Annotated in this window: 13 protein-coding genes; 2 read left to right on the top strand and 11 right to left on the bottom strand. The window is 40.9% G+C overall.

From position 1 onward, the window contains the following. Nucleotide 1: 1 nt before the first annotated feature. The 10 genes from EHO65_RS04640 to EHO65_RS04595 form a co-directional block, all read right to left on the bottom strand. On the bottom strand, nt 2-2224 hold the full coding sequence (locus EHO65_RS04640; protein ID WP_135773009.1) for a SpoIIE family protein phosphatase: 2223 nt from the start codon (nt 2222-2224) through the stop codon (nt 2-4). 136 nt (nt 2225-2360) lie between these two features. Continuing rightward, nucleotides 2361-4454 (bottom strand): ATP-binding response regulator, encoded by a 2094-nt coding sequence (locus EHO65_RS04635; RefSeq protein WP_135773008.1) that lies wholly within the window; start codon nt 4452-4454, stop codon nt 2361-2363. A 58-nt stretch (nt 4455-4512) separates the two neighbouring features. After that, entirely contained in the window at nt 4513-4890 is a 378-nt protein-coding gene (locus EHO65_RS04630; RefSeq protein ID WP_135773007.1) for a response regulator, read from the bottom strand. A 2-nt stretch (nt 4891-4892) separates the two neighbouring features. Next, a complete protein-coding gene (locus tag EHO65_RS04625; RefSeq protein ID WP_135773006.1) occupies nt 4893-6440 on the bottom strand; it encodes a PAS domain S-box protein in 1548 nt (515 codons plus the stop codon). A gap of 161 nt (nt 6441-6601) precedes the next feature. Next, on the bottom strand, nt 6602-6994 hold the full coding sequence (locus tag EHO65_RS04620) for a DUF6941 family protein (protein WP_135773005.1): 393 nt from the start codon (nt 6992-6994) through the stop codon (nt 6602-6604). A 19-nt stretch (nt 6995-7013) separates the two neighbouring features. After that, the gene (locus EHO65_RS04615; RefSeq protein ID WP_135773004.1) at nt 7014-9791 is read right to left on the bottom strand and encodes a 2-oxoglutarate dehydrogenase E1 component; all 2778 of its coding nucleotides are present in this window, start codon (nt 9789-9791) and stop codon (nt 7014-7016) included. An 18-nt stretch (nt 9792-9809) separates the two neighbouring features. Continuing rightward, entirely contained in the window at nt 9810-11213 is a 1404-nt protein-coding gene (lpdA, locus tag EHO65_RS04610) for a dihydrolipoyl dehydrogenase (RefSeq protein WP_135773003.1), read from the bottom strand. Between the two features lie 15 nt (nt 11214-11228). Further along, on the bottom strand, nt 11229-12482 hold the full coding sequence (gene odhB, locus EHO65_RS04605; RefSeq protein WP_135773002.1) for a 2-oxoglutarate dehydrogenase complex dihydrolipoyllysine-residue succinyltransferase: 1254 nt from the start codon (nt 12480-12482) through the stop codon (nt 11229-11231). A 140-nt stretch (nt 12483-12622) separates the two neighbouring features. Beyond that, nucleotides 12623-15079 (bottom strand): penicillin-binding protein 1A, encoded by a 2457-nt coding sequence (locus EHO65_RS04600; RefSeq protein WP_135773001.1) that lies wholly within the window; start codon nt 15077-15079, stop codon nt 12623-12625. Further along, entirely contained in the window at nt 15076-16029 is a 954-nt protein-coding gene (locus tag EHO65_RS04595) for an MBL fold metallo-hydrolase (RefSeq protein WP_135773000.1), read from the bottom strand. Before EHO65_RS04595 ends, EHO65_RS04600 begins: the two co-directional genes overlap by 4 nt. A 97-nt stretch (nt 16030-16126) precedes the next feature. Between EHO65_RS04595 and EHO65_RS04590 the strand changes: the two genes are divergently transcribed. Further along, complete coding sequence (locus EHO65_RS04590; protein ID WP_135772999.1) at nt 16127-16966, top strand: rhomboid family intramembrane serine protease; 840 nt, start codon at nt 16127-16129, stop codon at nt 16964-16966. A 707-nt stretch (nt 16967-17673) separates the two neighbouring features. Next, nucleotides 17674-18435: an integrase core domain-containing protein gene (locus EHO65_RS04585; protein ID WP_208743987.1), complete on the top strand. Its 762-nt coding sequence runs from the start codon at nt 17674-17676 to the stop codon at nt 18433-18435. Here the strand turns inward: EHO65_RS04585 and EHO65_RS04580 are convergent. Then, on the bottom strand, nt 18326-19991 hold a 1666-nt coding region (locus tag EHO65_RS04580), incomplete at its 5' end, for a TIGR04388 family protein (protein WP_208743985.1). The genes EHO65_RS04585 and EHO65_RS04580 overlap by 110 nt on opposite strands.

Here is a 19991-nt window from a genome sequence, read left to right as displayed (position 1 = left end):
CCTATCTAAGTATCCTTCTATCCTCGCTAGACTCAGAGATTTGCCCTGTTTTTTCTATTAGAAATTCTGAAAGTTTTTTCGCTCTTGGATGTTCCGGGGTAATCGCGGTCGCTTCTGCCAAAAGTTGAAACGATCTTTCTAATCTACTTTTAGAAGCATACATCTCCGCAAGATGAAGTAGATTATCCGAATCTACAGGATTTCTCATTCTGTATCTTTCTCCTAAGTCGATAGACAAGACGATTTTACCTGACTTACGAAGAAGTTTACTTACGGTAAAAAGAAATTCAGTATCCGTCGGTCTTCTTTGCACATACTTCAGCCCAAGTTCTCCTGCCTTTGTATATTTTTTGCCGGAAGAATATTCCAATGCAAGCCTTCTACATTCTTGAACTGAGATCGTCCTTTGGATCTCGTTCTTTTTTTCATGATTGGATTCTTTGAGTAGAATTTCAGAAGACGTTAAACTTTTCTTTGGCGCTTCTATTCGGAGAAGAGAAAGATCATCTGTAATTTCTCCTTCTTGAAGGATCATTTCGTAAGTGCGATCCAAGTCCCCGTTTGCTTTTCCTACAATTTCTAAGAATCTGGAATCATCAGGGTCGATCTCCGATTGGATCAAAAGATCGTCTCTTCCATCCGATCCGGAGAATAAAACATCTCCCGATCTTAACTGAAATACTTCTATATGAACATTACGTCCTATACCTGAATGGCCTATTTTAAAATATTTTTCCTTAGGCTCCAGAAACATAGTAGTCTCATCACGATACAGGACGGGAGAAGGATGTTCACAATTTATATAATATAGAACTCCTCTGGACTCATCTAATAATCCCAAAAATGCGGAGGCCATTAAGGAACCGTCGAATGCTTCAAAAACTTTTTGTAATTCTATAAACCAGTTTTTTAACCATCTCTCCGGCCAAACATTTCGATACAAAGCAGGAGTTCTTTCTATCATAGATCTGGAAATAGAACCCAGAATGATTGCCCCTACAGCACCCTGTAAAGATTTACCCATTGCATCCGCATTTACGAATGCGATATACGGTTTTCCTCTTAATCGAATAGAATGTGCGAGTGAAATATCTCCACCGATCTGTCTTTCTTTCTGCTTATAACTGAATTTTTTCTTTTGAACAGTCAAAGAACGAAAAGAATATTCGGAATCTTGCAACTGAATAGAATGAAGAGGTTCTGTCAAAAGAGAAGTTAGAAAATAATCCCCGTCCTGACTGAGTTTCAACTTTTGGATCTCTTCTAAACTTTTTCCAAGCTCGTCTGCGGTTTCCTTTAACTGTTTAGTCCTCTCTTCTACTTTAGATTCCAAACCCTCATTCAAAGATTGGATTTCCTCGTAGAGACCTCTTAATCTTTCTACAACCTTGCCTATCCTTTGTTCCTGCTTGCCGAATTCGTCCAAGGAAGAAGGAGAAATTTTCAGTCCGAAATTACCTTCTCCTACTTCTTCCAAAAATCCAGTTACAGAGGAAAGTCTAGATCGTATTGCCTCAGTCACTATCCAAGCAGTGAAGATCAAAGGAACTGAAAATAAGAATGCCATAATCGCCAAGTGTAGAAGTGGATTTTCCAGACGGATCCTTCCATCCACAGTTGCGTACAACATGTAACCTAAAAGACTGAATGGCATAGAGATCATTGCCATAACAACTACCAATAAGCGTTTGGAATAAGGAAAAAATAACCTGGTCTTTGCTTCGACTTCTCTGAACTTATTCTTACTCAATGCAGGTCGAACGGAATACTCAGTAATAAACAAATAACTAATAAAGGAAATTGGGATAATTCCCAGGTACAATGCTGGAATTGTGGCAATCAGATTGGGCCTATAACCCACAATCAAATACACAATAAGATGAGCGAGTAGTACGCCAAAAAACCAACGACCCGCGATCACAAAAGATTCATAGATGGGTTGAGTAATATAAATTGATTTTGCAGAAGATAAAAGATTCGGCTCAACTGAACTTCTATCCTCTAAATAAGAGGCTTTCTTTAATCTTATATATCTAAGATAGAAGGCTCCTAAAAGCATAGCTGTTGCGGCTATCGTTGCAGCAACTCCCATAGAAAGATATTCTTCTAAGGAGTATAAGGAACCTGTTACCGCAGAAAAATATACTGCGAATGGAACAGGAACAGTATGAGTAAATAGTTCCAGCCTCCAGGTTAAGACCGGCAAAAGACGTGCATGGCTCATTTTCGTTTCTCTTTTTCACTTATTAAAACCAACACTGTAGCGATTGCTACACAGATCAATATTTTATTTCTAATATAAGATAAAATTAAGTGAAATCTTATTTTAAAGAAAAGCGCCTAACGAACTTGTAAAAACTTTATTTTTGATCCAAAGCGGATCGAATACAGGAAAGGATGTCGGCACCCAAATAAGGCTTTTGGATAAAATAACTCACTCCATAATCCTTTAAAGAAAGTTTTAACTCAGGCTCCATAAATCCACTTGCTAAAAGTATTTTGACCGAACTATGAATAGCTCTGATCCTTTTAATAACTTCTCCTCCTCCAAACTTTGGGAGACCGAGATCAGTCAGCACCAATTGGATCTCAGAATGTTTTAAGAGAAATTGTTCCACACCATCTTCTCCATCCCTAGCCAAATACACCTTATAGCCCTTGGACTCCAAAAGATCCGCCAACATATTCCGTAGAAGTTCTTCGTCCTCAATAACAAGTATACTTTCCTCACCTCCTAAAGTTTCCGATTCAGAATAACTAGGTTTTATATTCACTTTCGGTTTTTCTTTAGGCACAGGTAGATATACGAAGAACGTAGTTCCTTTTCCTAATTCAGAATCTACTTCGATCCAACCCTTGTGATTATCGATCACACTATATGCTAATGCGAGCCCAAGTCCCGTTCCTTTCCCTATATCCTTAGTAGTGAAGAATGGTTCAAAAATTCTTTGTTTTGTTTTTTCACTCATACCACTTCCGGAATCTGAGATCCGAAGTATTACATATTTTTCAGCTAAACTTTTGGAATATCCCATCTTTAGATTTTCCGATTCAGCGAGAAAAGTTTCTATAGTCAAGAGCCCGCCGTCTTGCATAGCATCCCGAGCGTTCACACATAGGTTTAATAAAACTTGATGGATCTGATTGGTATCCACATGAACCAGAGGAAGATCCTCTTGGAAGTCTGTAAGTAATCGGACATTTTTTGGAAATGTTTGAGAGATCAATTTACTGATCTCTAATATAATATCGTTTATCTGTGCAGGTTCCAGATTAAATTCTGTTTTTCTGGCAAAGGTGAGAAGTTGCTTAACCAAGGACGCTCCCCTTTGAGTAGCCATATGTAATGCCGAAACATGTTGGGAAAATTTTTCAGGATTATTCCTGTTATTTTCTATCACTGAGGTGTGACCCATAATGATAGAAAGTATATTATTAAAGTCGTGAGCAATACCGCTTGCTAAGGTGCCTAAACTTTCCAGTTTCTGTGCTTGGATAAGTTGTTCTTCTAACTCCGCTTTTCTTCTTTCTACATCTTTTAATTGAAATTCTTTCAATTTATGTTCTGTGATATCTTCCGCAACTCCTGCAACTCGGATTGTATCCCCTTTTTCATTCTTAACTGGAAATGCCTTATCTCTGATCCATCTAATCTCTCCGTCGGGACGAATGATCCTATATTCCTCTCTGTATTCGCCGGTTACTTGTCTCGTCCTTGCGCTATTCATCACTCTATCTCGATCATCCGGATGAATACATTCCATCCAAGAGATTGGATTTTCTAAAAGGCTTTGCCTGGATCTTCCCCAGATCTGTTCATATCCTTGGCTGATATAAACGATCTCATTTTTAGAAAGACTGGTCATCCAAAACACTTCATGGATCGCGTCTGTGAGCTCCTTGAATAATTCTTCACCCTCTCTGTTCAGCCTTTCGGCCCTTCTTCTTTCTTCTATCTCATAACCCAACTCTTCACTTCTTCTTAAAAGTTCGAAATTTTTCTCTTCTAACTTTTCTACAAGTCTGTGATTGTATTGGCGTAGTGGTGCAGAATCTAAGACCAGTTCTTTCACATTACGTTTGGATCTAGGGTTTTGGAGAAGTTTAGTTACAGTTTCCTCAAGTAACTTTAGTCCTGCAGGTTTTTTTAAAAAAGCGTCTGCGCCCAGATCAAAGGAAAGTTTTTCATCCGAATCAGAAGTATATGTTGCAGTATATATAATAATTGGAATATGTTTGAACTTGTCATTTTGTCTTACTCTAGAACAAAATTGATATCCATCCATTTGAGGCATTAGGATATCGGAAATGATCAAATCTACTACAGTGTTTTCCAGGATCTCCAAGGCTTCCAACCCGTTAGAAGCAGTGTAAATTTTCCTAGATCCATTTTCCAACTGGGCAGAAATTAATTTCCTATTTTGGTAACTGTCGTCTACGACTAGAATGAGCATAAAAATTAAGTCTAAAAAAAGACCGTGTATTGATAAGAGACGAAAAAAATCCCTTGGATCATGGGTTTAAACCCTTAATAAAACCGTTAATTTGTTCCGTAAATTTCCTTGTATCAATTGGTTTTGTAATATATCCATCGCAACCCGCTCCATAAGCTTTTTGTGCGTCTCCCTTCATTGCAAAGGCAGTAACGGCTATGATAGGAATATTTTTCGTATTTTCCCTTTCTTTTAATTGTCTAGTGAGAGTAAGTCCATCTATTCCAGGTAACTCGATGTCCATGAGAATAAGATCTAAAGGAAAACTTTCGATGACCTGAAGCGCCTCTTCTGCATTTCCTGCTTTTAAAACTTCGTATTCGTCCAACTCCAATAATTCACAAATCAATTTAAGATTTACGATATTGTCATCTACTACCAAAACCTTAGGAGCCATATCTATTTACCATTCAAGATCTTTCTAGGAAGTATTATAGTAAAAACCGATCCTTTTCCCAACTCACTTTCTACATTTATTGTCCCGTTCATCAACTCCACGATCCTTTTGGTTAAAGCAAGCCCTAACCCTGTTCCTTGAAATTGTCTATTTGCTCCACTATCTATTTGTTGGAATTCCTCAAAAATCCTAGTAAGATCTTTCTCATCTATACCTATCCCTTCATCCTCAAATTTCATCCGGATAAAATCTTTACCCTCCCCTTCCATATTCACTCTGATATTTCCGCCTTCATGGCTGAACTTGACGGCATTAGATAATAGATTATACAATATTTGTTTAATTTTTTGAGGATCTAATATCACTGAATCTACAGACTCATCCACTTTTACTAAAAAATTAATCCTCTTCTTTCTTGCTAATGGACGAATGATCGATGAAACTTCTTTGATCGCAGTGGATAAGGAAAATGTTTCCAAAAACAATTCCATCTTTCCGGATTCTACTTTTGCAAGATCAAGAACATCATTTATCAATTTCAAAAGGTGATTCGCACTATTTAAGATATCCGTTAAGTATTCTTTTTGTTTTCCGTTTAAGGATCCAGGTCTTTCGTCGGAAAGTAATTCGGAAAAACCTATAATACCGTTCAAAGGAGTCCTTAACTCATGGGACATGTTCGCCAGAAATTCACTTTTTAATCTGGCTGTTTCCTTCATTCTTTCATTCTGTTCTTCTAATGCAGCTCTTCTAAATTCCTCTTGTAGTTTTCTTTCCGTGATATCACGGATTGAACTGGAAACCAGCATACCTTCTTCCGTTTCTAAAGGACTTAAACTGATCTCTACTGGAAATTCTAATCCGTTCTTTTTAAGTCCGTATAATTCCAGTCCACTTCCCATTCCTCTGACTTTCGGATCATTAAAAAAGCCGATCCTGTTTTGTGGATGTTTTGCTCTGAATCTTTCAGGCACTAAAACTTCTACCGGTTTATGTAATAATTCTTCTCTCGGGTATCCGAATAATTTTTCTGCTTGGGAATTGATTAGGACTATATTGCCGTCTCGATTTACAATCACAACTGCATCCGGTGCGGATTCTAAAAGTCCTCTGAACTTTGCCTCTGCCTTGATCCTTTCCCTAATATCTCTGATAGCACTTAGTACTAATGTTGTCTCTTCTGTTCGATAAGGACTTAAGCTGATCTCTACCGGGAATTCTGCTCCGTTGGATTTCCTACCAAAAAGTTCGGAACCTGCACCCATGGATCTTGTTCTTGGTTGTGTGAAATAATGATCACGATGAGAAATGTGATTTTTTCTGAACCTATCAGGTAGTAAGATCTCTATAGGCTGTCCCAAAAGTTCCTCTAATTTGTAATCGAACATTCTAAGAGCCTGTTCATTCACAAACACGATACTTCCGGAATCGTTTACCATTACGATTGAATCAGGTAATGATTCCAGAAGGCCTTTAAATTTGGCCTCTATCAGCTTCGCATCCTTCAAAGCCTTTTCTAATGTGATATCTTTTTCTGCAGGCGTCGCCATAATATATAATAAATTCGTATATTAGAGACGGGTAGAATACTTGAAAAAAATTTCCAAATCAAGCGTATTTCAAAAGATTAATATTGGAAAAAAATTATTATGCCCTCGTACAAGAAAACGAAGGAAGTCGTAAAAGATTTAAGATTTTATAAAAGGCAAAATTAAGCGGGATTTAATTTATCAACCCAAAGAGGACGGCTTCCTACAATTTCTGTCCCCACTTTAAAAAGTAGAATGTATCTTCCTTCTTTTGGAAAAACTGCATGAGGAATTGGGATACCGATTTCAACAGGTTCGGAGCCGTTATTGACCCGGATATTTCCTCCGACTCCTATTACTTTTTCGCCAGAATCTGCGTGTTCCAATTCTAGAGAAAATTCATGGTCTCCTGGGGAAAGATTTGTGACACATACGTATATTCCCCAGGGAGGAAAGACTACGGGAAATTGTCCGGTAAAGAACTTAGTAAAAGTCCCTATAATACCTTTTTTCCCGTTATCTTCCGAGATGACCCGATCCGCAAATACTAATGCTAATAGAACGGGTTCTCCCACGTTATTCGACACCTAAGTTTTAGACCGTATATGCGTCTGAAACTAGTTGTTCCTGCTCTTTTGTATGAACTTTCATATGTCCTGCAGCAGGGCTCGCCGATTCTTTTCTTCCAGCGTATTTTAGTTTAGTTCCATTAGGAAGAAGATCCTCGAATCTATCCCTTACAAATGTCCAAGCACCTTGGTTCTTAGGTTCTTCTTGGCACCAAACAAAAGTTTTAGCGTTTTTGTAAGTTTTAAGTACTTCTTGGATCTCTTTCGCAGGAAAAGGATAAACCTGTTCCACTCGGATAAGTGCAGTGCTCTGCACCTTATTCTCTTCTCTATATTTTAGAAGATCATAATATACTTTTCCGAAACTGAAAACTACCTTTTCCACCTTATCCGCTTTGATATCAGCCTGGTCTGGAAGGACTTCTCTAAACGCACCTTTTAATAAATCGTCTATAGGAGAAAGTGCTCCAGGGAAACGTAACAAAGACTTAGGAGTGAAGATGATCAGAGGTTTACGGAAATTTCGAAGAATCTGCCTACGAAGCAAGTGGAAATACTGAGCAGCATTCGTACAGTTCGCTACTTGCATATTATTGTCCGCACATAGTTGTAAAAATCTTTCGACCCTACCGGAACTATGTTCTGGTCCTTGTCCTTCGTATCCGTGAGGAAGAAGTATCACAAGACCGGACATCCTTTGCCATTTCACTTCCGAGCTGGATAGGAATTGGTCAAAGATCACCTGAGTATTATTTGCAAAGTCACCGAACTGAGCTTCCCAAAGAACTAATGCACTTGGATCAGAAAGGGAATAACCGTATTCAAAACCTAAAACGGAAAATTCAGATAAGGAAGAGTTAACAACTTCTGCCCTAGCTTGTTTTTCGGAAATATGATTTAGACCTACGTATTTCGCTCCCGAGTTGATATCCACAAGAACGGCATGTCTATGAGAGAATGTTCCACGTTGGCTATCCTGACCGGAAAGACGAACTCTAAATCCGTTTTCCAAGATCGAACCGAAAGAAAGAGCCTCAGCCATTCCGTAATCCAAAGAAGCTTTTCCTTCCGCCATTTCCTTACGGCTTTGTAGAAGTTTTACTAGTTTAGGATTCGGAGTGAAACCCTCAGGAACTGTAGTGATCGCTTTTACGATACGATCGATTTGTTCCGCAAGTAAAGAAGTAGCAGTACCACTATCCAGAGGTTCTTTGGAATATTTCGCCCAAACACCTTGCATAGTATCGACTTTCATCTTGATATCTTGTTCTTTTGCTCTTTGGAAAGAATCTTCTAAACCTTGAGCGGAACCGTTTTTAATGAAGTCCAACTCTTCTCCGGTAATATCACCGTCGTTTATCAGTTTTTTCTCATATAGTTGAGCAGTAGGAAGATGATTTTTGATGATGGAATACATCTTAGGCTGAGTGAATGCAGGTTCGTCCGTTTCGTTATGGCCTAATCTGCGGTAACAGATCAAATCTATGATAAAGTCTTTTTTGAACTTTTGGCGATATTCCATTCCGAGCTTGGTCACTCGATATACAGCTTCCGGATCGTCACCGTTTACGTGAACGATCGGGATTTGGTAACCTTTAGCAAGATCAGTTGCGTATAACGTGGATCTGGACTCATTAGGTAAAGTGGTGAATCCGATCTGGTTATTGATCACAATATGGAAAGTTCCACCGGTAGTATAACCATCTAGATTCATTAAGTTGATGGTTTCTGCCACCACACCCTGACCTGCAAATGCAGCATCTCCGTGGATGGTGATCGGCATAAATTTAGAACGATCCGCATCACCGTATTGCTCTTGGCGAGCACGAACAGAACCGGTAACAACTGGATTCACTGCTTCTAAGTGACTTGGGTTGAAAGCAAGAGAAAGTTTAACTTCTTTCCCACTTGAAGTCATTTTGCTATTGGAATATCCTAAGTGATACTTAACGTCCGCATAACTTCCAGCGCTTTTGTCCGCCTTCTCTTCGAATTCTGCGAATACTAAAGAAGCGGGTTTTTCGATCACGTTCACGAGTACGTTCAAACGTCCTCTATGCGCCATACCGATCACTAGTCCGTCCATTTTGAAACGTCCAGCCTCTTCGACGATCGTATCGAGCATAGGGATCATACTTTCTCCCCCTTCTAAGGAGAAACGTTTTTTACCTACGTATTTTTTAGCTAAGAATGTCTCTAAATGGTCCGCTTGGAATAATTTTTCGAACAGTCTCAAGCGTATGCTCTTAGGAAGAGGTGCGTGATATTCTGCAGACTCGATCTGATGTTGGAGCCACTCTCTTTCTTCATCATTTACTAGATAATATTGCTCGTAACCGACTGTGCTGCAATATGCTTTTTCAAACCAAGCTACAACATCTTTCAGTTTTGCACGACCTAAAGAAGGATTCTGTGTGTCGACTACCGTATCTAGATCTGCAGCGGTTAGATTTCCCAATTTAGATTCGATGAACTTTCTATTTGGCTGAGAAATTCCAAGTGGATCTACATTAGCAGCTAAGTGTCCCTGTCTGCGATACGCATTTAACAGGTTTATAATCCCCATCTCTCGGATGGATCCTGCCTGAGCATCGGTAAAAGAAGTGGCAACGGCTGATTTTCCGTTACCATTCCCGTTTCCGTTAGATCCATTCTGAGGATATACTCCGTTAGTCTCTACTTCTTGAAAGAACAGGGACCATTCTTTGTCCAAAGAGTTCGGATCCTTCTTAAACTTTTCGTAAAGTTCTTCGAGTAATGCTCCGTTCTCTCCGTATAATGCCATCAATTGTTCGATTTTCATGATCGGATTCTCCCCTACTTAAGCGTGAATTGCCCACTTGTCTACGGCCATAGCGGCCTCTTTTACGACTTCGGACAATGTAGGATGTGCGTGGAAAGAACGTGCTATATCTTCCGAAGAAGCACCGAACTCTACTGCAACCGCAAGTTCAGCGATCATATCCGAAGCTCTAGGCCCGAACACAAACGCTCCCAATACCTTATCCGTTTTTTTATCTGCTAAAATTTTGACTTGGCCTTCCGCTTCGTTCATAGCCTTAGCTCTTGCATTCGGCTTGAATAATGACTTACCTACTTTGTATTCTACACCGGCGCTTTTAAGTTCTTCTTCACCTTTTCCAACCCAAGCCATTTCAGGCCAAGTATAGATAATGCTCGGAACCGCAGCGTAATTAACGTGTCCGGATTGACCTGCGAGTAATTCTGCAAGTGCAACACCTTCTTCTTCTGCCTTATGAGCAAGCATAGGTCCGTCGATTACGTCACCGATCGCATAGATACCGGCTGCGCTGGTTTGGAAATGAGAATCTACCTTGATCCTTTTTCTCTCTGTTAATTGGACCCCGGCAGCTTCTAATCCGATCCCATCGATAAATGGTTTACGACCGACTGCCACAAGAACAACGTCCGCATCCAGTTCGGATTCTTTTCCATCCGGTGCCGCAATCTTTACTTTAGCACCCGATTTAGAAGCAGTCGCTCCTAATACCTTATGTTCGAATAAGAAATTAAAACCTTGGGACTCTAAACTTCTCTGTAATAAGCTACCGAAGGATCTGTCTACTGTAGGTAAAAGCCCTGGTAGGAGTTCCACCACTGTAACCTCTGCCCCAAGTCTTCCCCAAACGGAACCTAACTCTAAACCGATAACACCTGCGCCGATCACCACCAGTTTTTTAGGAACGGTTCTTAGATCGATTGCATGGTCGGAAGTGATGATAGACTTTCCGTCCACTGGCAGACCTGGAATATCTATCGGAACAGAACCTGTTGCCAGAACGATATGTTTTGCGCTTAGGACTTCTTTTTTGCCGTCAGTGAGAGCGACTTCTACCTCGCCCCCTCCGAGCAATTTCCCAAAACCCTCATAACGAGTGATCTTGTTCTTTTTCATCAAGTAGTCTACACCGTCTGTGACTTCTTTGACGATAGTGTTCTTACGCTCCATGAGTTTGTTTAGGTCCAGAGTGACCTTACCAACTCCGATCCCATGGATATCAGTCTTATGTAAAACTTTATGATATTCTTCAGAAGAATCCAAAAGTGCTTTGGAAGGGATACAACCTACGTTCAAGCAGGTTCCTCCCAAAGTTTTTCTTTTTTCGATGATCCCTGTTTTGAACCCGAGTTGGGCCGCTCGGATCGCGCCCACATAACCTCCGGGTCCCGATCCGATAACTAATACGTCGTATTGTTCCGCCATGATTCCTTCTATTCCTTAGACTTCTAAAAGAAGGCGGGTCGGATCTTCGATCGCTTCTTTTACTTTTACGAGGAAGGTTACTGCTTCTTTTCCATCTACAACCCTATGGTCATAAGAAAGGGCAACATACATCATAGGTCGTATAACGATCTGGTCGTTAACCACTACCGCACGTTTTACAATATTATGAAGTCCTAAAATTCCACTTTGAGGTGGATTCAATATAGGAGTGGACATCATGGAGCCGTAGATCCCTCCGTTGGAGATGGTGAATGTTCCACCTTCCATATCGGAAAGATCGATTTTTCCATCCTTCACCTTATTAGCGAGGCGAGCAATTTCGGATTCAACCTGAGCGAAGCTTAAAAGATCCGCGTCACGAACAATCGGAACTACCAGACCCTTTGGACCTCCAACAGCCACACCGATATCGAAGTAGTTTTTATAAACTAGATCAGTACCACGAATTTCTGCGTTGATTGCAGGAACAAATTTTAAAGCTCCGATCACTGCCTTAGTGAAGAAGCTCATAAAACCTAAATTAATATTATGCGCGTCTTTGAACTTGTCCTTGTATTTAGCACGAAGGTCCATCACAGCACCCATATCCACTTCGTTAAAAGTAGTGAGTAATGCTGCGTTATGCTGAGCTGCAACCAAACGATTTGCGATCGTCTGGCGAAGTTTAGTCATCGGAACAACGTTTTCTCTCGGAAGATTACTACGAGAAGCAGCAGGAACCGCTTTAGGAATTTCAGGAGAAGGAGCAGACTTAGCCGGTGCTGGAGCCGCGGAAACCGCAGCAGCGGGTTGTGCTGACTGTTTATTTGCAATTGCGTTTAACACGTCTTCTTTGGTGATCTGTCCGTTCTTACCGGAACCAGAGATAGAAGCAGGATTTAATCCGTTATCATCTATCAATTTACGAACTGCAGGAGGAAGTGTATCATTCTGCGTTGCGTTAGTCGTGTTAGTTTGTGCAGTATTTGTTGAGGAAGGAGTGCTTGAAGTAGGAGTGCTTTTTGCGGAGGCAGAAGGGTCAATGATTCCGATCACTTCTTTGATCTTGACCGTCTCCCCCGGCTTCTTGTTAATTTTTTGGAGAACTCCCGCCGAGGGGGCCGGTACCTCCATGGTCACCTTATCGGTTTCCAATTCCACCAGGACCTCGTCCTGTTCTACTCGTTCGCCTTCTTTTTTTACCCAGTTTGCTATTGTTGCTTCCGTAATGGATTCACCCATTTCGGGAACCTTGATCTCTATCGACATCTTGATCCTACGGAGGTCGGTGTATACGTCCCGTTCCGGGACCGCCTCCATTTCACTTTCGGAAAGCTGAAAAATTCTGTAAAGTCGTTCTTGTCAAAACGGTGTTTTGGACGAATTTTCGCGCAAGCGACTGGAAATTTCTAGTCCGCTTGCGGTTTAAACTTACGTTCCGTTTTTCCGATCTCTTCGTCGCTGATCTGGTATTCCAATTGCAGGAATTCTCTAAAATCTATCGACTTATGATGGTCCCGGTCTCCGTCGCATTGGCGGTTTGCTTGGACGGATTTTGTCACACCTGCTACAGTAATCGGTTTTAAGGTCAAGTTCTGGGTAACAGGACATACTCCGGGTTTAGGAGACAATCCATTATACGCGCAGGTTCCCCCGCCTTGTACTTCTTCGGGTTGCGGATCCAAACCGTGTTCATTCTCGAAAGTCGGATAATTCTCACCGTTATAGAAACGACGGTACATTTTTCCCCAAATAGGAACTGCAAGGACTCCAGCAGCCTGGCCTCTTCCGAGTGAAATAGAACTCTTATCAAATCCAAGCCAAATGACAGTGGTCAATTTAGGATCGAATCCGCAGTACCAAGCATTTGTAAAAGAAGAAGTGGATCCAGTTTTTCCGGCAGCAATCCCTCTGTAATTTCCTTGGTCAGGAGAATGGAGTCCGTTTGCAGCAGTTCCGCCCATGGCAACCATGGTCAACATTTTGCGAAGAATATATGCTGTACCTTCGCTGATGATCTGAATAGAACCGTCTTCTGCTTCTTTATCTAATTCTTCCCTGACTTTTAGTTCTTCGTTATAAATTACATTTCCTGACTGATCGATCACATATCGAACAGAAAGTGGGATCACATTTCTTCCCTTATTTGCAATAATAGAATATCCCACTGCCATTTCATACGGAGAAAGTTCAGCAATCCCCAATGCAAGCGCAGGACTTGGCATAAATCTGCTCTTATCAGCCTTTGTTAAACGAGAAGCGAAATCTATGACTGCATCCGCGCCCGTGCGTAGGAACACCTGCACAGAAACAATATTCAAGGACATGGAAAGTGCTCTAGAAAGTGGGACCATCCCTTGGAAATCCCCGTCAAAATCCTGAGGAGACCAACCTTCTCCTTCTTCCGTTAAGGTGGTTAAAGGTGCATCCATGATCCCAGTTCCGGAACCTACGATACGTTCTGCGATCGCAGCCCCATACACAAAAGGTTTGAAAGAAGATCCAGTCTGTCTTCTCGCCTGAACCGCGCGATTGAATTGGTTTTTAGGAGTGAATTCATATCCTCCGACCATTGTTTCTATATAGCCGTTGGTATGATCTATTGTGATAGCGGCTCCTTCTACGTGAAGGTTTTTACCGAATACCGCAGATCTTTTCTGGAATTCAGTAAATGCGGCGGACTCATTATCCGCAGGAAGAAGTAAACTGAGAACATCCGCCGAATCGATAAGTTCTTTTTCGAGCGCAACTCTGAAGTTTGCCTTATCATCTAAACGGCTTACAAAAGGAGGAGCCACAGGGAATAAGGAACCTATAAAATTATAAAGTCCTACAAGACCTCGATCAGCGCCACCAGCATAATTTACCGTAACACCTGAAACCAGATCATCATGTTTTTTGAGAGCCTTACGAAGTTCGTCTTGAGCGATCTCCTGCTTGCGGATATCCAGAGTGGTATAAATTTTTAGGCCACCACTGTAGATCCTATCTTCTCCCAATTCTTTTAATAATCTTTGCCTTACGAATTCCGTAAAATGAGGAGCCCTGTTCAGCTTAGTTCCCCAAGTAGATTGAGAAGGAGATTGAGTGATTACGATAGGCCAGTATTTTTCCCAGAATTCGTCGTGAATGGTCTGGACCTTATCGTTTGGAACAAATCCTTGAGAAGCCATAAGTTTTAGGACTTCCAAATGAGCTCTTTTAGAAGCAGCAGGATTTTTATAAGGAGAATAATCCACCGGTGCCTTAGGAAGTCTTGCAAGAAGTGCTGCTTCCGCAACATCTAAGTCGGAAACATCCTTATGGAAATACACATCTGCCGCAGAAGCAAGACCCGTTGTTCCATGACCCAGGTATATTAAGTTAAAATAAATTTCTAATATTTCTTCTTTAGAATATTCTTGTTCTATCTGAAGAGTAAACAGTGCTTCTACGAATTTACGAATAAAGGATTTTTTCCTATTATTCAAAACTGTTTTAGCTAGCTGTTGAGTAAGAGTGGATCCACCTTGTTTGATCCTACCCGAGATAACGTTGACTGCCGCCGCGCGAAGGATTGCTGAGAAATCTATCCCAAAGTGGTTGAAAAAATTATTATCCTCTACGGAAAGGAATGCTTGGACCACATGAGGAGGAATATCTTGGTATTTCAGAAGTTGTTGTTTATGGCGATATAACTCCGCATACACTACACCATTGATATCGTATAGACGAGTTGGTGTGGTAGGTTGGTAAGAAGCTAAGATCGCAAGCTCTCCCCCCTCATCCACTTCCGCGATAATGTATCCGAAAAACAGACCGCCCAGCAAGGCAAAGATCAAAAGTGTTTTTGTAGCTCTGTGAATTCCTTCGCTAAATAGATTCATACGAGTTTGAATTTCATTCCTTCTCTAGCCAGTACAATGGATAGGTCCTTAGCTCCAAGATTTTCAGCATGGGTTCTGGCGTCATCCAAGATGATGGCTAAAATTTCGTCGGAATAGGCGGGTTCATGGTGGGTCAAAGCCAGTTTTTTGACCTCCCAGGAAGAAGCACAATTGACTGCCATAGTGTAAGCAGTATGGCCCCAATCAAATTTTTGAAAGGATTCGTCCAGAGTGTACTGGGCGTCCAAAACCAAAAGATCTGCGCCTTTAAAGAATGGTTTTTGCTCCTGGATGAGAGGAAAATCCTCGCCATTGTATTCGGCATCAGTGGCAAAAATAAAACTTTTCCCATTTTCGGTGAATTTGTAAGCGATGGAGCCTCCGGGATGTTTGAGAGCGAGCCATTCTATTTTTACACCGCCAATTTCCAGGACTTCTCCCTTTTGGAGCTTATGGAAATTTCTTTCTGAACCGAAATGGTCGAAATGGATCGGGAAAAATCTGGGTTCTTGTTGGTATTTTAATCTTTCCGGAAGATCTTCTAAGGGAGAATAGAAGGTGAACTTGTTTCCGGGAATGTACATCGGTTTGAAAAAAGGGATCCCATGGATATGATCCCAGTGGGTATGAGTAAAAAAGACGGAAGCTTCTCCCTTGCCTTGCCCGAATTTTTCTCGGACCAAGTCTTCTCCCAAAACTCTGGCTCCAGTTCCTAGATCCACAACCAGCTCCACCCCGGAAGAACCAATGATCCGAACGCAGGTAGTATTTCCGCCTACCACATAATTCAGAGGTTCTGGCAACTGATCGAACCATTCTTCGGGAGAAGAGAAAGCTTTTCCCTCCGACTTGGCAACCAGTCTCAATATGGAAATTACTTTCTCCCTGTATTCCTCATTCGATAAGGGGGCAGGAATTGAGCCCCGGACTCCGTACAAGAAGATTTCCATCTTAGGAACATTTACTATATTTCCCCCAAACTGTCAAAGGAAACAAAATCCGGATTTAGGTTGTCGTTCGAAAGGAAAAAAGAAAACTAGGAAGGCAATGGCGTCTTTCTCTAGCGGATTCGGTGTCTCGACCTCTCCCCTCGTTCGTAAACTTTTGATCTTAAATATAGCGATTTTCGGGATAGAGTTTATTCTAAGCCTGGTAGCCCAACCCATACTTTTAGCCATCCTTGGGCTATTCGGACTGACTCCCGGCCTAGTCCTAGAAAAGTTTTTCGGCTGGCAGTTATTGACTTACAGCTTCCTCCATTCCCCTAATATGCTGATCGGCTTCCTATTCGAGATGTTCGCATTTTGGATGTTCGGGTCTGCGTTAGAGTCTCATTGGGGAACCAGGAATTTTTTACGTTATTTTATGTTCTGTATCTTCGGAGGCGGAGTTGCTACGGTGCTTGCCTCCCTTTTTGGATTCCAACAAGGGACGGTGCTCGGGATTTCCGCAGTCCTATACGGATTAATCACTGCTTACGCATTGATCTGGCCAAATAGAGAACTTTTATTTTGGGGGATTTTTCCTATCAAAGCAAAGTATCTGGCAGCTTTAATCCTAGTCGTTTTAGTACTTTTAGGATTACAATCCGGAACTCCAATCGCGAACGGGCTCGGAGGCTTCGCTGCTGGCGGACTTTACTTTCTATATTATACTAAAGTAAAATATAAATTCGGGTTCAAATTACCAAGTTTCTCTTTTTCCAGATGGAGACAAAAAAGAAAGATGGTTCGTTGGCAAGAAGAGATGAAAACCAGAGAAGAGGCGAAAGAGGAAGTAGATCGTCTTTTAGAAAAAATTTCTAAAGAAGGAATGAATTCTCTGAATAAAAAAGAGAAAAAATTCTTGAAAGAAGCTTCGACCAAATATTACGAAGCGAAGGATTAGGATTTTTTAAGATCCCTTTCATATCCTCTTTTCAACGAAGTAGATTTCCATGTCTACGATTGTATTGTTTCTGTTGTTCTCAGCTTGTTTTTATTCGGAGGACGATAGTGGGGGCGACCCCCTCGTTACACTCGGGTCGCGCTCTACGCTTCAATCGGCGAAGCACCATTATGGTTTTCTAATTCACAACCTTCATCCTCTACGATGGTGCATCGCCGGATTTATGCTGCGATCGCTGTCGCGATTGTAGATCAATGTCTCCCGTCTTTCCTTAGCTCCTCTTTGTTTTTTCTCACACAGAGGCACAAAGACACGGACGGTAGGGTTTGTCCGTATAAATTCGAATTCCATTCGTCAAATGAATACATTCTCCATAAAATTGCTTTAGAATGATGATCCAAAACTCCAGATTATATAAAAAGATCAGAAAAGTTTCAAATAAGTCCCTAATCTTAATTATCATTTTCCAATACTTACAATTGCAGATTTACAAAAGAAGGGTAAAAGAAATCAAAACGAAACAAAGAGAAAGATTCTCTCTGTTGATTATTACAAGATTTCTTCCCAGAAAATTATGGAGCAATTTCCTTTTTATCGTCCAGCCCCAAACTCTTGTTCGATGGCACGAATCCATATGGAATTTAATTCACACCCTTAAGTCGAAATTTGGGAAATTCATAAAAGGCAAAAAGAAAGAACGACGTCTTTTGAAATACAAAAAGATCTTGCCGATAATAAATCGGCTTACATTAGAAAATCCGAATTGGGGATACCAATGGATACAATCCGAATTACAATACCTTGGTATTGATATTCCGTTAACTACTCTTCGAAGAATTATCCTAAGAATAAAACCTTTACCTCCTAAAATCGAAATTTTAAGGAAACGTTGGAAAACATTCCTGAAAAACCAAACTGCTCATATCGCAGCGATGGATTTCCTTACAATCAAATGTTTTGGCTTTACCACTTTATATTGCTTTTTTATTATAGAACATCACTCCAGACGCGTTCTGCATTTTAATCTTACTTTTCAACCTTCTGCGGAATGGATGATTCGACAGCTAAAGGATACATTCCCGTTTCAGTCAAATATTCAATATCTGATTTTAGACAACGATTCCATGTTTAACCAAGCTGTTTTAAATTCCATGATCCAACTGGGAATTAGCCCCATACGAACTTCTATTAAATCCCCATGGCAAAACGCATTTGCAGAAAGATGGATTGGATCTGTTCGTAAAGATCTACTGAACCATATTATCGTTTTCGGAGAGAACCATGCGAGATCTCTTCTGAAAGAATATGTTCAATACTACAATAAAATGCGACCTCACCAGGGACTCGACGGAGATACTCCTACCGGAAGAATTGTTTCAAGTAGAGCTTCTCCGGAAATTCCACTTCAATCGCATCCGGTTTTGAATGGACTAATTCACTTTTATGACTGGAAGAAGGAGGCCGCATAACGTTGTATATTGCATTTGGCAGGGGACAGTCTTTCTTTTGTTCGTTATTATCATCTAAAATTGCGATTCTTTTCCCATGAGAATCTAAGACGTAAGTTTCCCCATCTACTTCCTTGGTCTCAATTTTATTCGCTTCTAAGAGTTTTCCTACTGCATTCTGTTTGAAAGTTTTCTCGTTTTTCATCGAGTCTGCGATGCTGAGCATATAATTCGCAGTACTATCCATTACGCTATTATTCGTAGCAGAAAGAAGAGAAAGATTAGAAACTCCCGCAACTAAATTCGAAAAGTTATTCGCAAAATTGCTTAGAAGAGTAGAGTCCGGAATGGCACTAGTAGACTTGTCATTCAATCCTTTGGATAAATTCGCTAAGATCTCTGTATAAGAAACTAAATCAGCTGAAGCTTCCGAGTTTGCATTTAAGCCCCCTTTACCCTGGTTCAAACCTGCCATGATCTGTTGGTATAAAGAATCGTAATTGCCTTGGCCTTTTGCATCCCTGAGAGCATTCTCTGCCGCGTTAAACGCCTTCTCCGCTGCATTCTGGGTAGAAGTCATAGAAGCCATCCATGCAGCTTCTTGCTCCTGAAGATCGCTCACACCTTGGCTATATGTGCTTTGCGCTTCTGCAATTGCTTCTGCTTTTTCGATCTGCCAATTATCATATTGTGCCTGGTAATTCGCTACTTGTGCCACCCAGTTTGTGATAGAAGGCATAACGTTCTGGACCCAATTATACTGGAATCCTTGTAGTTGGATGACCATGTCCTGGTAAGTTGTTGCGTTTGCGCTTGTATTATTGTTTTGAGTAGAATAAGAAAATTGCACCCATGCTGCAGATTGTTCTAAAGGAACGTTAAGAAGAAGAGGGATCCCTGTCCAACCTCCTGCTTCCCGAGCGATATAATCGTAAAAATCTCCACTTCCGTTTGCTACGATAAAATCATAATAACTTTGGTTAGCTCCATAAATCCCTGTACCAGGATTTAAAAGATTCCCGCTATAACACCCTGCCCAATCCGGACAATAAGCTGTAATACCTAAGACTTGTGCTATCTCCGGATTGAAAGCAACTAAATCCATATCTGAAATACCGGTGATCGTTGACCCTGTGGATAAATTTAATAATCTGAGCGGATCATTTGTTGCAAGTAAACTGTCCGAGTAAGCATTCGTAATCGAATTGACCAGATCCATCATTGTAAACTTGCCGTCTTGGTTCACCAAGGAATCCAAATACGCCATGATTGCGTTTCCAATCTGAGAATTACCTGAATTACCGTTTAATAAATCACTAATGGAAACATAGTTCGGAGAAGTTATATTAGCTTCCGGATGATCCTCTCCACATAAATTCCCACTGGAAAGGCAGTTCGTATTTCCATAAGATCTGTCATCATCGGCATCTCCATAAAGATATGTACCGCCTCCATTCCCTCCATTGATCAGATCTTGCAACGCATCTTGAACAACACCTAACTCGTTATTTAAGAAATTCATCATCTGATTGGATGCATATAACAAAGTTGCATCCATGTTTTGGACTTTGCAAGAA

The organism is Leptospira andrefontaineae (assembly GCF_004770105.1).
Taxonomy (GTDB): Bacteria; Spirochaetota; Leptospiria; order Leptospirales; family Leptospiraceae; genus Leptospira_B; species Leptospira_B andrefontaineae.
The sequence above is the reverse complement of the archived record's forward strand: the minus strand, read 5'-3'. Positions and strand labels throughout refer to the sequence as shown.

Coding starts and splice junctions, on each gene's coding strand:
- EHO65_RS04640 (WP_135773009.1), bottom strand. CDS start 2,224: ATGAGCCATGCACGTCTTTTGCCGGTCTTAACCTGGAGGCTGGAACTA.
- EHO65_RS04635 (WP_135773008.1), bottom strand. CDS start 4,454: ATGCTCATTCTAGTCGTAGACGACAGTTACCAAAATAGGAAATTAATT.
- EHO65_RS04630 (WP_135773007.1), bottom strand. CDS start 4,890: ATGGCTCCTAAGGTTTTGGTAGTAGATGACAATATCGTAAATCTTAAA.
- EHO65_RS04625 (WP_135773006.1), bottom strand. CDS start 6,440: ATGGCGACGCCTGCAGAAAAAGATATCACATTAGAAAAGGCTTTGAAG.
- EHO65_RS04615 (WP_135773004.1), bottom strand. CDS start 9,791: ATGAAAATCGAACAATTGATGGCATTATACGGAGAGAACGGAGCATTA.
- lpdA (WP_135773003.1), bottom strand. CDS start 11,213: ATGGCGGAACAATACGACGTATTAGTTATCGGATCGGGACCCGGAGGT.
- odhB (WP_135773002.1), bottom strand. CDS start 12,482: ATGTCGATAGAGATCAAGGTTCCCGAAATGGGTGAATCCATTACGGAA.
- EHO65_RS04600 (WP_135773001.1), bottom strand. CDS start 15,079: ATGAATCTATTTAGCGAAGGAATTCACAGAGCTACAAAAACACTTTTG.
- EHO65_RS04595 (WP_135773000.1), bottom strand. CDS start 16,029: ATGGAAATCTTCTTGTACGGAGTCCGGGGCTCAATTCCTGCCCCCTTA.
- EHO65_RS04590 (WP_135772999.1), top strand. CDS start 16,127: ATGGCGTCTTTCTCTAGCGGATTCGGTGTCTCGACCTCTCCCCTCGTT.